Source organism: Pseudomonas sp. K8 (genome assembly GCF_014889455.1).
In the GTDB taxonomy this organism is placed as follows: domain Bacteria; phylum Pseudomonadota; class Gammaproteobacteria; order Pseudomonadales; family Pseudomonadaceae; genus Aquipseudomonas; species Aquipseudomonas veronii.
In genome coordinates this window covers 123,319-138,725 of the sequence record NZ_VJWO01000001.1, presented here as the reverse complement: position 1 = coordinate 138,725, position 15,407 = coordinate 123,319, and the positions used below count along the sequence as shown (strand labels likewise).

At 61.8% G+C, this 15,407-nt stretch carries 13 protein-coding genes; 6 read left to right on the top strand and 7 right to left on the bottom strand.

Annotation, left to right across the window (positions count from 1 at the left end; all coding sequences use genetic code 11):
• Nucleotides 1–90: 90 nt before the first annotated feature.
• From INT12_RS00625 to gap, 4 genes are all read right to left on the bottom strand, one after another.
• Complete coding sequence (locus tag INT12_RS00625) at nucleotides 91–2,655, bottom strand: TonB-dependent receptor (RefSeq protein ID WP_193039584.1); 2,565 nt, start codon at nucleotides 2,653–2,655, stop codon at nucleotides 91–93.
• Between the two features lie 116 nt (nucleotides 2,656–2,771).
• A complete protein-coding gene (locus INT12_RS00620; RefSeq protein WP_193039585.1) occupies nucleotides 2,772–3,740 on the bottom strand; it encodes a FecR family protein in 969 nt (322 codons plus the stop codon).
• Between the two features lie 74 nt (nucleotides 3,741–3,814).
• Nucleotides 3,815–4,333, bottom strand: coding sequence for an RNA polymerase sigma factor (locus tag INT12_RS00615; protein WP_017846095.1), 519 nt, complete (start codon nucleotides 4,331–4,333; stop codon nucleotides 3,815–3,817).
• A 198-nt stretch (nucleotides 4,334–4,531) separates the two neighbouring features.
• Entirely contained in the window at nucleotides 4,532–5,533 is a 1,002-nt protein-coding gene (gene gap, locus INT12_RS00610; RefSeq protein ID WP_046490029.1) for a type I glyceraldehyde-3-phosphate dehydrogenase, read from the bottom strand.
• 221 nt (nucleotides 5,534–5,754) lie between these two features.
• Between gap and edd the strand changes: the two genes are divergently transcribed.
• The 4 genes from edd (at nucleotide 5,755) to INT12_RS00590 (ending at nucleotide 10,865) form a co-directional block, all read left to right on the top strand.
• Nucleotides 5,755–7,581 (top strand): phosphogluconate dehydratase, encoded by a 1,827-nt coding sequence (edd, locus tag INT12_RS00605; RefSeq protein ID WP_017846093.1) that lies wholly within the window; start codon nucleotides 5,755–5,757, stop codon nucleotides 7,579–7,581.
• A complete protein-coding gene (locus tag INT12_RS00600) occupies nucleotides 7,578–8,534 on the top strand; it encodes a glucokinase (RefSeq protein ID WP_017846092.1) in 957 nt (318 codons plus the stop codon). The genes edd and INT12_RS00600 overlap by 4 nt, the downstream gene beginning before the upstream one ends.
• 137 nt (nucleotides 8,535–8,671) lie before the next feature.
• The gene (locus INT12_RS00595; RefSeq protein WP_017846091.1) at nucleotides 8,672–9,406 is read left to right on the top strand and encodes a response regulator; all 735 of its coding nucleotides are present in this window, start codon (nucleotides 8,672–8,674) and stop codon (nucleotides 9,404–9,406) included.
• Nucleotides 9,407–9,437: 31 nt separating this feature from the next.
• A complete protein-coding gene (locus INT12_RS00590; RefSeq protein ID WP_162231530.1) occupies nucleotides 9,438–10,865 on the top strand; it encodes an ATP-binding protein in 1,428 nt (475 codons plus the stop codon).
• Nucleotides 10,866–10,995: 130 nt separating this feature from the next.
• Here the strand turns inward: INT12_RS00590 and INT12_RS00585 are convergent, their stop codons facing one another.
• Nucleotides 10,996–11,925 carry an AraC family transcriptional regulator gene (locus tag INT12_RS00585; protein WP_017846089.1) on the bottom strand — a complete coding sequence of 310 codons (930 nt, stop codon included), beginning with the start codon at nucleotides 11,923–11,925 and terminating at the stop codon, nucleotides 10,996–10,998.
• A gap of 327 nt (nucleotides 11,926–12,252) precedes the next feature.
• On the opposite strand from INT12_RS00585, the gene INT12_RS00580 reads away from it, so the two are divergent.
• On the top strand, nucleotides 12,253–12,594 hold the full coding sequence (locus INT12_RS00580; protein WP_017846088.1) for an antibiotic biosynthesis monooxygenase family protein: 342 nt from the start codon (nucleotides 12,253–12,255) through the stop codon (nucleotides 12,592–12,594).
• Nucleotides 12,595–12,635: 41 nt separating this feature from the next.
• Nucleotides 12,636–12,881, top strand: a complete 246-nt coding sequence (locus tag INT12_RS00575) for a hypothetical protein (protein ID WP_017846087.1) — start codon at nucleotides 12,636–12,638, stop codon at nucleotides 12,879–12,881.
• A gap of 124 nt (nucleotides 12,882–13,005) precedes the next feature.
• Here the strand turns inward: INT12_RS00575 and INT12_RS00570 are convergent, their stop codons facing one another.
• Both INT12_RS00570 and INT12_RS00565 read right to left on the bottom strand, forming a co-directional pair.
• On the bottom strand, nucleotides 13,006–13,638 hold the full coding sequence (locus tag INT12_RS00570) for a flavin reductase family protein (protein ID WP_046490032.1): 633 nt from the start codon (nucleotides 13,636–13,638) through the stop codon (nucleotides 13,006–13,008).
• 289 nt (nucleotides 13,639–13,927) lie between these two features.
• On the bottom strand, nucleotides 13,928–15,247 hold the full coding sequence (locus INT12_RS00565) for an MFS transporter (RefSeq protein WP_017846085.1): 1,320 nt from the start codon (nucleotides 15,245–15,247) through the stop codon (nucleotides 13,928–13,930).
• Nucleotides 15,248–15,407 lie beyond the last annotated feature (160 nt).

Genomic DNA, 15,407 nt, shown 5'->3' with positions numbered 1-15,407 from the left:
CGGTTAGTAACTAGACGAACAAGAAGACGCGGCACAGTAAAAAATCCTCACCTCGCCGGTGATTGATTCCGGCGAGGCGAGGCGGATTGATCAGATGTCCCAGATCACATTGATCGCAAAGTTGCGACCGGGCTGGGTCAGGCGGTCGAGGTTGGCCGGGCCGGTGACACCGGCTTCGCCGACGCTGTCGTAGCTGCGCACGTCATCCCAGTTCCAGTACTTCTTGTCGGTCAGGTTGTAGAGGCCGGCGTTGAGGGTCACGTCGTGGGTGACTTTATAGAAGCCGGTCAGGTCGAGGATGCCGAAGCCTGGGGTCTTGAACGGGCCGTTGGCGCTGTCGCCGTCGGGCGCGAAGAAGGTCTTGCTGTCTACACGGTCTTGTTTCTTCACCAGGGTCCAGCTCAGCAGGCCACCGTAGTTGTCCTGTTCGTAACCCAGGCCGAATACGCCTTTGAGTGGGTTGACGCTGTTCAGCGGCTCGCCGCTGTCGTCGTTGCGCCCGTAGGCGTAGGCAATCGACCCCTGGGTATACAGGCCCTGAGGCGCCCCGAAGGCGTCGAGGTTCAAGCGGCCCTTGGCTTCCGCGCCCTTGATGGTTGCGCGCTTGATATTGACGGCCTGGAACTGTTCGACGGTGCCGCCGACGACCGCGTTGTCTTCGTCGATAAAATCGCGGTATTTGTTGTAAAACACCGCGATGTCGAAGGAGCCTGCGGCGAACTTGCCGCGAATCCCGGTTTCGATGCCTTTGCTGGTTTCCGGCTTGAGGTTGGGGTTGGGCTCGACGGTGTAGCCCAGGTTCAGGTTTTCAAAGCGTCCGTACAGCGCCTTGGCCGAGGGGGTGCGGAAGCCTTCGGCGTATTGGCCAAACAGGGTGTAGTGATCGGTCAGGGCATACGTCAGGCCAAACTTGGGGGTGACACGGTGCCAGGTTTTTTCCTTGTCGCTCACCGGGTATTGGCCGGTCGGGTTGACGGTACTGAGGAACGCTTGAGTCAGCTTGGGTTTGAGCTGGGTGTAGTCATAACGCAGGCTGGGCAGGAAGGTCCATTTGTCCCAGGCAATCTGGTCCTGGGCAAACAGCGAATAGGTGTTGATGGTCGGGTCGGGGAAGTCGCTGGCCTTCTTCACGCTGTCGCTGGCCGTTGGGCTGGGCGCGCCAATGGCTGTGCAACCGGCGCCGACGGCGAGGCAAGTAGCTGCGCCCTCGCGGGAGCCGGTGACTTTCTGCTGCTTGAGCGTGGTGCCGTAGGTCACTTGGTGATCGGTTTCGCCGAGGCTGAATGCCTTGTCCAGCTGGGCATCGAATACCCACTGTTTTTCTTCGTAAAGCGTGTCGCGGGTGCGCAATACCCGACGGCCGGCCTGGTAGATTTCTGCGGTGCTCTGGTCGGTCTTGGCGATCTGGTAATTGAGGCTGGTCTTGATGCGATCAGTCACGGGCGAGTCGAGGGCGAAGGTGTTTTCCAGGCCGAAACGTTCGCGGGTGATGGTGTCGTTGCCCCGGCGGTCACGGTAGAGATTGAAACCTTGACCACCGACGAACGGGCCACCCACGGCATTCTTCAGGTTGACGTCGCGATCGTCCTTGTACTTCTCGTAAGTCAGGCCCAGACGGTTGTCATCGCCATAGTTCCAGCCCAGTTTGGCCAACACGTTGGTGGTGCGCGCCTCCTCGGGGTTGGCGCCGGTGCGGGCCAGGCCGGTGGCGTTGTTGCCGTCGTAGGCTTCGGTTTCATGGCCGTTGCGCTGGCTCAGGTGCAGCAAACCGTCGACGTCCTGTACGCGGCCGGCGACGGTGGCGGAGGTCAGCCAGCTCTCGTCGGCGGAGCTGTAGCCGGTCTTGAGGCGGGCGCCGACGTCCTGGCCGGGCTTGATGATGTCGTCCGGGTCGAGGGTGAAATAGCTCACCGCGCCGCCGATGGCGCTGCTGCCGTACAGGGCCGACGCCGGGCCGCGTAGGATTTCCACGCGCTTGACGATTTCCGGGTCGACGTAGTTGCGACGGGTCTTGGCGTAGGGGCCGTTGAAGAAGTTGTCCGGCACTTCCACGCCATCGACCTGGGTGAGGATGCGGTCGCCGTCGATACCGCGAATGTTGTAGCCCGCATTGCCGGCACGGGTGCCGGCGCCACCGACCGAGACGCCGGGCTCGTAACGCACCAGCTCGCGGATCGTGTTGACGTTCTGGCGGTCCAGCGTTTGGCGATCATGCACGCTGACGGTGTTCGGTACGCTGTTGACGTCCTGCTCGTTACGGGTGGCGCTGATGGTCACCTGTTGCAGGTTGAGGACACCGCCGGCAGCGCGCTTTTCCAGGACGATGTTGCTGTTGCCGAGTTTGCGGTAGCCCAGGTTGGTCCCCACCAACAAGCGCTCCAGGGCTTTTTCCGGCGACAGCGCACCGCGCACGCCAGGGGACGACACGCCCTGGCCCAGCTCCGCCGGCAGGCCGACTTGCCAGCCGGTCACGGCGGTGAAGGCATTGAGTGCCGAAACCAGTGGCTGCTGTTCGATGCTGAAGCTGTAGTTGCCGTGGCTGCGGGCGGTCGGTTCGGCGGCGGCGGCCGTCAGTGGGGTACCGGCCAGCAGGAGGGCAGCGGTCAGCAAGGACAGCACGGGTGAAGAAGACCGGCGATTGAAACGAGAGGACATCGAGAGCGCTCCGGAAGTACGAGTCTTATAGTTGCGCACTGGTTCAAATAGGAATCAGTTGCATTGGCTAAGACGAGACGTACAGCCGAGATCTATCGAGTAAAAATAATTCTCATTTAGTTCAGGATCACCAAGGCCGGGTATTCAGAGAGCTTGGCCGAGGTGATGTGGGCCAGGGAACGCACTACGTCCAACGGTTGGTCGAGGCGGTAGTTGCCGGTGACGGCGACGCTGGCGAGTTGGTCGTTGGTGTTGACGATCCAGCCGGGGTAGTAGCGGCGCAATTCGGCGAGCACTTCGCTCATCGGGCGGTTTTCGAAGATCAGCCGGCCCTGGACCCAGGCCAGGTCCTTGTTGGCGTCGAGCCTGGCGGGTTGACCGAAGCCCTTGGGACCGATGCGGATGCTTTGCCCAGCGCTCAGGCGCACGCGGGCATCGTCGAAGGTGTTACTCAGGTCGACGTCGCCGCGCTGCACCTGCACCTGCGCTTCGCCGTTGAGGTAGCGCACGGCGAACGCGGTGTCGCGCACGCTGGCGCGCACCGGGCCGGCGTCGACTTCCAGGGGCAGGCCGCGGTTGGGCGTTACCTCGAAAAACGCTTCGCCTTGGTAGAGGCGGGCGATGCGCTGGTGATCCCGGGTGGTGCTGGAGAACGCCGAATCGGTGTTCAACAGGACGTTCGAGCCATCATCCAATTGCAGGCGCTGGCGCTCACCCACCACGGTGAGGTGGTCAGCTTGCAGGCGTACCGGCAGGTTGCTGAAGCTGAACAGCCCGAGCATCAACACGGCGGCGGTGGCCAGTGGTTTCCAATGCGGTTTGATACGGCGCCAGGCCCCGGGTTTGCGCGGTGCGGCCAGCGCGACGGCGGCGCTGTGGACGGGCGCCCCGCCCCAGGCGGCCTGGGCTTTGCCGAAGGCACGGACGCGTGCCGGGTCGCCGGCCAGCCAGGCTTCGAATGCGGCCTGCTGCCCGGGTTGCGGGCACTGCAAGGCGATCAGCCAGTCGAGGGCCTGGTCCATCGCCGGGTCTTGCAACACCTCATGAGCCAGCGCGTGGGGGCGCAGTTTATTCGGGTCGGTCACGGTGTGCCTCGGGTCTTCGCCACGTTCTATTTATCTTTCCTACAGCCTGGGTCGACATTCCTGTCGGGTGAAGCTTAAGGCTGATCCAGCCGTTCGGCCACACCTACACAGATGGCCATGATCAATTTCAGTTCCTTTTGCACCGTGCTCAAGGACACTTCCAATTGGTCGGCAATCTCCTGGTAGCTGCAACCATGCAGGCGGCTGAGGATGAAAATCCGTTGCTGGCGGGCACTCAATTGGCCGAGGCTGATGCTCAGGTGCTCAAGCAGTTGCTCGGCCTGGGTCGCGTCTTCGGGCGTGCTGATGGGGGCGGCGACGCTTTGCAGGACGTCCAGCGGGACATCTTCCTGCAGTGTGCGCGCCTGTATCCTGCGTGAACGCAAGTGATCCAGCGCGAGGTTGCGCGCGGTCTGGTAGACGAAGGGTTCGAGGTGATCGATCGGCCGCTCGCCCAGGGCCCGGGTCACGCGCAGGTAGGTTTCCTGCAACAGGTCCTCGGCGGTGCTGTGGTTGTTCACCATCCGCTGCAAGGTGCGTAGCAGAATCACCCGTTGGGTGAGAAAGACTTGGTTGAAGCGAGATTGGCTCACAGCGATACCGGACCGATTTGTAGTTAATGATAATGCGTATCATCAGCACAAATGGCAAGTGGCTGTTTCTCTGGGCCTCTACCGATCAAATGTGGGAGGGGCTTGCTCCCGATTACGGAATGTCAGTCAACACATGCATGACTGATACACCGCCATCGGGAGCAAGTCGAACCGTCGAACCGCCCCTCCCACAAAAGATTATTCGGCGTTGCAGAGCGCCAGGCAGTTGTCCAGCATGCGGTTGGAGAAGCCCCACTCGTTGTCGTACCAGGCCAGCACTTTCAGCAGTTTGCCGCTGGACTTGGTGTGGTTGGCGTCGAAGATCGACGACAGCGGGTTGTGGTTGAAGTCACTGGAAACCAGCGGCAGGGTGTTGTAGCCGAGGATCTTCGAGTGCTGGCTGGCTTCCTTGAGCAGCGCGTTGACTTCCTCGGCAGTAGCGTCTTTCTTCAACTGCACGGTCAGGTCCACCAGCGATACGTTGATCACCGGCACCCGCACGGCCATGCCGGTCAGCTTACCCGCCAGTTCCGGCAGCACCAGGCCGACCGCTTCGGCGGCGCCGGTCTTGCTCGGGATCATGTTCTGGGTGGCCGAGCGCGCGCGGTAGGGGTCGGTGTGGTAGACGTCGGTCAGGTTCTGGTCGTTGGTGTAGGCATGGATGGTGGTCATCAGGCCGCTTTCGATGCCCAGCTCGCGGTGCAGCACCTGGGCCACGGGCGCCAGGCAGTTGGTGGTGCAGGAAGCGTTGGAGATGATCTGGTGAGATTGACGCAAAATGTCATGATTTACCCCGTAGACCACGGTGGCATCCGCGCCTTTGGCCGGGGCAGAGATGATCACCTTGCGCGCGCCGGCGCTAATATGGGCAGCAGCCTTGGCCCGGTCGGTGAACAGGCCGGTGCATTCGAACACCACGTCGATATTGTGCGCAGCCCAGGGCAGGTCGGCCGGGTTGCGAATGGCGCTGACGGCGATCCGGTCACCATTGACGGTCAGGCTTTCCTGATCGTGTGCGACCTCTGCATCGAAAGTACCGTGGACGGTGTCGTATTTGAGCAGGTGGGCATTGATCGAGCTGTCGCCCAAGTCATTGATCGCGACGATCTGCAAATCCTGGCGATAGCCTTGGGTATACAGTGCGCGCAGGACATTGCGGCCGATACGGCCAAAACCATTGATTGCGATTCGAAGAGTCATTGGAGAGTGCCTGTCGTCGATTTGTTGTAAGAATTACAAGATTATTCGCATAAAAATAGAAAACAAGCCTTTTTAGTGGCAATATTTTGTTCAATCTACAACGAGTGACCTGAATCAACTGGTCCGATGATCCAAACGACTCTCTGCCATCCCATGTGCCGCGGTCGTTTGATCAGCATAGACACTCAGGTCGCCACATCCGTTAGCCTGGAGTTCTACACATGCATCCCCGCGTTCTTGAGGTCACCGAACGGCTTATCGCCCGCAGTCGTGCAACCCGTGAGGCTTACCTTGCGCTCATTCGCGGCGCCGCCAGCGACGGCCCGATGCGCGGCAAGCTGCAATGCGCCAACTTTGCCCATGGCGTGGCCGGTTGCGGCACCGAAGATAAAAATAGTCTGCGTATGATGAATGCCGCCAACGTGGCAATTGTTTCGTCATATAACGACATGCTCTCGGCGCACCAGCCGTATGAACATTTCCCGGACCAGATCAAAAAAGCCCTGCGCGAAGTCGGCTCGGTCGGCCAGTTCGCCGGCGGCACGCCTGCCATGTGCGACGGCGTGACCCAAGGCGAACCGGGCATGGAGCTGAGCCTGCTCAGCCGTGAAGTCATCGCCATGTCCACGGCGGTAGCGCTGTCCCACAACATGTTCGACGCTGCGCTGATGTTGGGCATCTGCGACAAGATCGTCCCCGGCCTGATGATGGGCGCCCTGCGCTACGGCCATCTGCCGATGATCTTCGTTCCTGGCGGGCCAATGCCGTCGGGCATCTCCAACAAGCAGAAGGCCGACGTGCGCCAGCGCTACGCCGAAGGCAAGGCCAGCCGCGAAGAGCTGCTGGAGTCGGAGATGAAGTCCTACCACAGCCCCGGCACCTGCACCTTCTATGGCACCGCCAATACCAACCAGTTGCTGATGGAAGTGATGGGCCTGCATTTGCCCGGCGCCTCGTTCGTCAACCCGTACACGCCGCTGCGTGACGCACTGACCCGCGAAGCCGCGCATCAGGTCACGCGCCTGACCAAGGCCAACGGCAACTTCACGCCGATCGGCGAGATCGTCGACGAAAAATCCATCGTCAACGCCATCGTCGCGCTCAACGCTACCGGCGGTTCCACCAACCACACCTTGCACATGCCGGCCATCGCCATGTCGGCGGGGATCATCCTGACCTGGCAAGACATGGCCGACCTCTCCGAGGTGGTGCCGACCCTGTCCCACGTCTATCCAAACGGCAAGGCCGACATCAACCACTTCCAGGCGGCGGGCGGCATGTCGTTCCTGATTCGTGAACTGCTCGAAGCCGGCCTGCTTCACGAAGACGTCAACACCGTGGCCGGCAAAGGCCTGAGCCGCTACATCCAGGAACCGTTCCTGGTCGACGGCGAACTGATCTGGCGCGACGGCCCGATCGAAAGCCTCGACGAAGCCATCCTGCGCCCGGTGGCCCGTGCGTTCTCGCCCGAAGGTGGCTTGCGCGTGATGCAAGGCAACCTCGGCCGTGGCGTGATGAAAGTCTCCGCCGTGGCCCCCGAGCACCAGGTCGTCGAAGCCCCGGCCGTGGTGTTCCAGGACCAGCAAGATCTGGCCGATGCGTTCAAGGCCGGCCAGTTGGAAAAAGACTTTGTCGCGGTGATGCGCTTCCAGGGGCCGCGCTCCAACGGCATGCCCGAATTGCACAAGATGACGCCGTTCCTTGGCGTGTTGCAGGACCGTGGCTTCAAAGTGGCGCTGGTAACGGACGGGCGCATGTCCGGCGCGTCGGGTAAGATCCCCGCCGCGATCCATGTCAACCCCGAAGCCCAGAGCGGCGGGCCGCTGGCACGGGTGCGCGATGGCGATATCATTCGTGTGGATGGTGTCAAAGGCACCTTGGAGCTTAAGGTGGACGCCGAAGAATTTGCAGCGCGCACACCTGCCACGGGCCTGTTGGGCAATAACGTGGGGGCCGGTCGCGAGCTGTTTGCATTTATGCGCTTGGCCGCAAGCTCCGCAGAGCAAGGCGCCAGCGCCTTTACCTGTGCCTTGGAGACGCTTAAGTGAAGCTTGCGCTGGTCGGTGATATTGGCGGTACCAACGCCCGGTTTGCGTTGTGGCGGGATCAGGCACTGCATTCGATCCGGGTGCAGGCCACCGCGGATCATAAAAGCCCTGAGGACGCGATCAAGGTCTACCTCAAGGAAGAAGGCCTGGCGATCGGCGACATCGGCGCGGTGTGCCTGTCGGTGGCCGGGCCGGTGAGCGGTGATGAATTTAAATTCACCAACAACCACTGGCGCCTGAGTAAGACTGCGTTTTGCAACACCTTGCAGGTGGATGAACTGCTGCTGGTCAATGACTTCTCGGCCATGGCCCTGGGCATGACCCGCTTGAAACCCGACGAATTCCGCGTGGTCTGCCCTGGCACGCCGGAACCGTTGCGCCCGGCGGTGGTGATCGGTCCGGGCACCGGCCTGGGCGTCGGCACCTTGCTCGACCTGGGCGGCGGCCGTTGGGCCGCGTTGCCGGGGGAGGGCGGCCATGTCGACCTGCCCCTGAGCAGCCCGCGGGAAGCCCAGCTGTGGCAGCACATTTACAATGAGATCGGCCATGTCAGCGCCGAAAGCGCCTTGAGTGGTGCAGGTTTGCCACGGGTGTATCGGGCGATCTGTGCGGTGGATGGTCACTCGCCGGTGCTGGATACGCCGGAAGCGATCACGGCGGCAGGCCTGGCCGGCGACCCGGTCGCGATGGAAGTGTTGAACCAGTTCAGTATCTGGCTGGGCCGCGTAGCCGGTAACAACGTCCTGACCACCGGCGCACGGGGCGGTGTGTATATCGTCGGCGGGGTGATCCCGCGGTTTGCCGACTTCTTTATCCACAGCGATTTTGCCAAGAGCTTCAGTGACAAAGGCTGCATGAGCGACTACTTCAAGGGCATTCCGGTATGGCTGGTGACGGCGCCGTATTCCGGGTTGACCGGGGCGGGTGTGGCGCTTGAACAGGCATTCGCGTAGGCAGTGATCGCGCCATCGGGGGCAAGCCCCCTCCCACACTTGGAATGCATTCCAAATGTGGGAGGGGGCTTGCCCCCGATGAGGCCCTGATGAACAACAGATGACTCAAGTTTGGCCATAACAACAAGGAGGACCCCGTGAGCGTAATCAGTAAATCGATTCTCCTCGTCGACGACGACCAGGAAATCCGCGAATTGCTGCAAACCTACCTCAGTCGCGCCGGTTTCCAGGTGCGTGGCGTGCCGGACGGTGCGGGGTTCCGTCAGGCGATGGACGAGGCGCCGTGCGACCTGGTCATCCTCGATGTGATGTTGCCGGACGAAGACGGCTTCAGCCTGTGTCGCTGGATTCGCCAGCACCCGCGCCAGGCGCAGGTGCCGATCATCATGCTCACCGCCAGTTCCGACGAAGCCGACCGTGTGATCGGCCTGGAGCTGGGCGCCGACGACTACATCGGCAAGCCTTTCAGCCCCCGCGAGTTGCAGGCGCGGATCAAGGCACTGTTGCGCCGCTGCCAGTTCGGCCAGGAGCGCGGCGGCAATGGCGAGGTGTTGGTGTTCGATGAATGGCGCCTGGACACGATCAGCCACCGACTGTTTCACGTCGACGGTGAAGAGGTGATCCTCTCCGGGGCCGACTTTGCCCTGCTCAAGCTGTTTCTCGACCACCCGCAACAGATCCTCGACCGCGACACCATCGGCAACGCCACCCGTGGCCGCGACCTGATGCCGCTCGACCGGATCGTCGACATGGCCGTCAGCCGTCTGCGCCAACGCCTGCGCGACACGGAAAAACCACCGAGGCTGATCCGCACCGTGCGCGGCAGCGGTTATCAACTGGCAGCCAGCGTGGTTGCCGGCAGTGTCCACTGAACACCTGAGCGAACGTCGCCGCCGCTTCCCGGTGCCGCGCTCGCTGCTCGGGCGCATGCTCCTGCTGACGCTGCTCGCGGTGTTGTTCGCCCAGGCGCTGTCCAGCGTGATCTGGGTCTCGCAATTGCGCGCCACCCAGCTCGAAGGCCTGGTCACCAGCGCCCGCAGCCTGGCGCATTCGATGACCGCCAGCGTGAGCTATTTCCGTTCGTTGCCGGTGGCTTACCGCCCGTTGGTCCTCGACCAATTGCGCAGCATGGGCGGCACACGGTTTGTGGTGACGCTCAACGACCGCCCGCTGGACATGGCGATCTTGCCGCAGACCCCGCGCAAGCAAGCGGTGCTCAAGGCGGTCGATGAAGTGTTGCGCCAGACCTTGGGCGCCGATGTGCATATCTCGGTGGAATTCGTCAGCGCCGAAGACCTGCGCATCTTCAATGCCGGGTTGAAACTCGATGAGCTGCCACGCTCCTGGGCGCATTACGCGCTGACCCTGGAACCGGTGAACCCGCCAGTGCTGGTCACCCAGATCCAACTCGCCCCCGGCGAATGGCTGTACATCGCCTCGCTGTTGCCCGAGCCGTACACCAGCCTCGAAGAACAAGGCCTGCCGTCGCAGCAAGTGTGGTTTATCGTGCTGACCAGCGGCTTTTTGCTGCTGTTCATCGGCCTGTTGGTCCACTGGCAGAGCCGGCCGCTCAAGCGCCTGGCGCGGGCGGCGCGGGACATGTCGCTGGGCGCCGACGTGGAGCCGGTGGCCGAAGGCGGCGGCAGTGAAGTGGTCGAAGTAGGGCGCGCCTTCAATGCCATGCGCGAGCGCATCAGCCGTTACCTCACCGAACGCAGCCAGTTGTTCAGTGCAATTTCCCACGACTTGCGCACACCGATCACACGCCTGCGCCTGAGGGTTGAATTGCTTGAAGATGAAAACCTGCAAACCAAATTCGGCCGCGACCTGGACGAATTGGAGTTGCTGGTCAAAGGCGCGCTGCAATGCGTGAAAGACACCGACATCCACGAAAACATCGAGCCGGTGGACCTCAACCATGTGCTCGACTGCCTGGTGGAACCGTACCTGGCGCCCAACGGCAACGGCCGCGTGACCCAGCATGGGCGCGCGTTGGCGCCGTACCCGGGCAAGCCGCTGGCGCTCAAGCGCTGCATCGGCAACCTGATCGACAACGCATTGAAGTACGGGCAGAACGCCCATTTGCATATCGAGGACGATGGCGCGGAGTTCATCCTGCACGTCGACGACGAAGGCCCCGGCGTGCCGGAACAGCGCCTGGAGCAAGTCTTCGAACCGCACTTCCGCCTCGCCGGCCAGCAGCAGGGCTACGGCCTGGGCCTGGGCATCGCGCGCAACATAGCGCACAGCCATGGCGGCGAAGTGAGTTTGCAGAATTTGCGCGAGGGTGGTTTGCGGGTCACCTTGCAACTGCCCCGCACCCTCGACTAAGCAGCGCCGCCGATCAAATGTGGGAGGGAGCTTGCTCCCGATAGCGGTGCAACAGTCAGCTTATCTTTAGCTGACTCACTGCCATCGGGAGCAAGTCGAACCACCCCTCCCACATCTGATCGGCAGTGAATCACACGCTCTGACGCAACCTGGCCAAATCCCGCAGCGGCGGCGCACCAAACAGCCGGCTGTATTCGCGGCTGAACTGCGACGGGCTTTCATACCCCACCCGATACCCCGCCGCCGAGGCTTCCAGCCCTTCGGCAAGCATCAGCCGCCGCGCCTCCTGCAAGCGCAACTGCTTCTGGTATTGCAGCGGGCTCATCGCGGTGATGGCCTTGAAGCGGTGGTGCAAGGTCGAGACGCTCAGGTTCACTTCCCTGGCCAGGTCATCGATGCGCAGCGGTTGTTCGTAGTTGCCATTGAGCCATTTGATCGCCTGGCTGACCCGATGACTCTGACTGTTGGCTACGGCAATTTCATACAGCCGATAGCCCTGCGGCCCACGTAACAAGCGGTAGAGAATTTCACGGCTGATCAACGGCGCCAGCATCGCAATGTCTTTGGGCGAATCGAGCAAGCGCGTCAAGCGCAGTACGGCGTCGAGCAGTTGGTTGTCGAGGCGGTCGACGTACATCCCACGCGCAGTCGGGCGCGATGGCACGCCCATCGGCCCGGCTTCTGCGATCAGGGCGGTGAGCTGCGCCGGGTCGATGTTGATGCGGATCGACAGGTTAGGGTCTTGCTCGGTGGCATCGATGATCCGCCCGGCCACGGGCATCGACACCGAAAACACCAGGTAATTGAGCGGGTCATAGGCGAAGATTTCATCGGCCAGGCGCACTTCCTTGCGGCCATTGGCCAGGATGCACAAGGCGGGCTCCACCAGCACCGGGCTGAAGTCGCGCGGGGTGTTGTGGCGGTTCAGGAACAGTGACGTGATCGCCGTACCGTAGGAGCCGTCTTCCCAGGTATGCCGACGCACGATGCTGGCCAGTTCGGCGCGCTGTTTTTCCATCTCGGCATCGAGGGGCACGGGCTTAGGTTCGGGCGACGACATAGGGCGTCCTCTGCAGGCTTCTTTGATGGGCTCAGCTTAGCGGTGGCGGTGCAAACCGTGTTATGTCGATTCTGCACAATCCTTGCCTGATCCTGCGAAGCTGCGTGAATCAGGCAAGCGCGGCGGCTGTCACGTCCCTGAAACAAGGCGTTTGCCAGTGGAATAAAACCGGCGGGCAATCGTCCTGTCTACGCTTTTCGCAGGATTGTGCAATAAGCCGGCAGGAATCGACTAACCGCGCCTCGACCCGCGCCGTTATCTTTGATCCTGTGGCAACACACCCTCACAGTGCTTGCCGAGCATCACTTCTCAACGGGAGAGTCGAACATGTCCACCCCCATTCCCGCGAGCCATATGGCCTTTATCCGCGCCCGTAGCGGCTGCAGCACCGAACTCGGTGCTCGTTTGAGCAGTTTGATCGAACCGGGCCGTCAGGCTCAGGGTTGCCTGCAATTTTCGTTGCAGCATTCCCAGGTCGACCCCGATGTCTGGCTGGTCTCGGGCCTCTGGAGCAGCGAGCAGGCGATGAGTGCCTACTTCAACTCGCCAGCCCTGATGATCTTCACCGAGCTGTTGAACGACGCAGTCGTGCGCAGCATGGACTTCCAGACCTTCACCGATGCATCCGCCGCCAATGCTTACGGCGAGTACCTGCAACTCGCCGGTTAGGGTTTAGAATGGCCGACTTTCCATTGGCCAGGACCTGCAACATGGCACGTAAACAATTTGCCCACCACGAAGCCGTTTCCGCCGTAGTACCGGGCGAAGGGGGCTACAGCGCCGCCGTCGCCGTCAAGGCACTCGATGGCATGGGCGCACCGCAGTTTCACAAGATCCTCGATGGACAGAAGTTCAAGACGGCATCCGATGCCGATGATGCGGCGACGCTGCACCTTGAGTTGTTGACCGACGTCGACGCAGAAGGTCAGTTGACCTGGGCAACTGCCACAAACTAACGCACGCCGCTGATCTAATGTGGGAGGGGGCTTGCCCCCGATGGAGGTGTGTCAGTCAGCCTATCTGTAGCTGAAACACCGCTATCGGGGGCAAGCCCCCTCCCACATTTTTATTGCATTGCAGTCAGGCTTGGGTGGCGCCTGGGCGATACATTTTGAACAGCGCTTCGGGGCCCAGTTGGAAGTAATCCGCCGGGCCGCCGCCACGCAGGATCGGCTCGGCGGCGGCGGTGTCGTAGATCCCATCCTTGAGCAACCACTTGGCAATATGCACCGCGACCACCTCGCCCAGCACCAGCCAGCTGGGTACCAGCACATGGTCGGCGCGCTGCAGCTGAATGATCTGCGTGACCTTGCACTCGAACGCCACCGGGCTCTCGCCCACCCGCGGCACGCCGACGATCTTCGAGGCCACCGGCGTCAGGCCGGACAACTCGAACTCATTCACCTGCGGCGGCACGGCGGCACAGCTCTGGTTCATCTGCTCGGCCAACGGACGGGTGGCCAGGTTCCACACAAACTCGCCGGTCTGTTCGATGTTGTTCAGGCTGTCTTTGCGCCCGACACTGGAAAACCCGATGATCGGCGGAATGTAGTTGAACGCATTGAAGAAACTGTAGGGCGCCAGGTTCAGGTGGCCCTCACTGTCGTGGGACGAAATCCAACCGATCGGTCGCGGGCCGACGATGGCGTTGAACGGGTCATGGGGCAGGCCGTGGCCCTTGGCGGGTTCGTAGTAGTAGCTGTCGTCAGACATGGCTGGGGTTCCTGCTGCGCTTTTCTGGGAGGCCGTCATAGTGCAAGCCATGGCGGCGAATTTCCATCGACCCTATGGAATTTTCATTCAGCGCCCACCTATTTTTCACAGCGTCCCGTTCAGTCTGCGCGCGCGGTCGACACCCCCTATAAGTCGGCCCAGAGTTGTCCTGGTTCCACATGTGAGAGGGGGCTTGCTCCCGATGGCGGTGGGTCAGCTTGAGACAAGTTGACTGATACACCGCGATCGGGAGCGAGCCCCCTCCCACATTCGTGACTGCGTTCGGCGGTTAGTTTGTGGTGATCCGCGAATGCTTGCGGGTGTCTTTCATGGTCACGTAGACCACCAACGACACCGCGATACATGCGGTCACGTACCAGTAGTAGCCGGTTTCCATGCCGATGCTCTTGAACCACAGCGCGATGTATTCAGCGGTGCCGCCGAAGATCGATACGGTCAGCGCATACGGCAGGCCCACGCCCAGCGCGCGGATTTCGGTGGGGAACAGCTCAGCCTTCACCACCGCGTTGATCGAGGTGTAGCCGCTGACGATGATCAGCGCCGCCATGATCAGGAAGAACGCGCCCCACCAGGTCTGGATGGTGTGCAGGGTGGTCAGGATCGGCACGGTGAACAGCGTGCCGAGAATGCCGAAGGCGATCAGGATCGGACGGCGGCCGACTTTGTCCGACAGCGTACCGACCAGGGGTTGCAGGCACATGAACAGAAACAGCGTCGCCGCCGAGATGGTGGTGGAGTCGGAAATGCTCATGCCGACGGTGTTCACCAGGTACTTCTGCATGTAGGTGGTGTAGGTGTAGAAGGCCAGGGTGCCGCCCATGGTCAGGCCGACCACGGTCATCAGTTCCTTGGGGTGGCGCATCAAGGTACGCATTGCGCTTTCCTTGGCTTTTTCCTTCTTGGTGAACGACTCGGTTTCTTCCATGCCGCGACGCAGGTACAGCGCGACCACTGCACACAGGGCGCCGATGGCGAACGGGATACGCCAGCCCCAATCGTAGAGTTGCTCGGTGGTGAGCACTTGTTGCAGCACGATCAGCACCGCCAGGGCTATGAGCTGGCCGGAGATCAGGGTCACGTACTGGAAGCTGGAGAAGAAACCGCGACGCTCCTTGGTCGCCATTTCACTCAGGTAAGTGGCCGAGGTGCCGTATTCGCCACCCACCGACAAGCCTTGCAGCAGACGGGCGAACACCAGCAGGATCGGTGCGCCGACGCCGATGGTTTCATAACCCGGGCTCAGGGCGATGATCAGCGAGCCGAAGCACATCAGCAGCACCGAGGCCATCAACGCGGCCTTGCGACCGGCGCGGTCGGCATACAGGCCCATCAGCCAGCCGCCGATCGGGCGCATCAGGAAGCCCACGGCGAAGATCGCAGCGGTGTTGAGCAGTTGGGCGGTGGTGTCGCCTTTCGGGAAGAAGGCTTTGGCGAAGTACAGCGAGAACGCCGCGTAGACGTACCAGTCGTACCACTCGACCATGTTGCCGACCGATCCGCTGAAGATCGATTTGATGCGGCTGGTGGTGGTGCGTTCTTTCGCCGGCGCGGCCGCCGACCCCAGAGGCAAAGTATTGGAGTTATCCATTGAAGGAACCTTCAGATAGTTGTTTTTATGGAGCGTGCCTGAGCACAGCCTGACTGGGGCTATAGCAGGAGCTGTGCCAGGTGGGGGAAGGCCCGATCTAGAAGGGTTTGCAGCTTTTTTTGAGCGGAAAGCCGCCGATGGTTCTGGGGTGGGTGAGCGG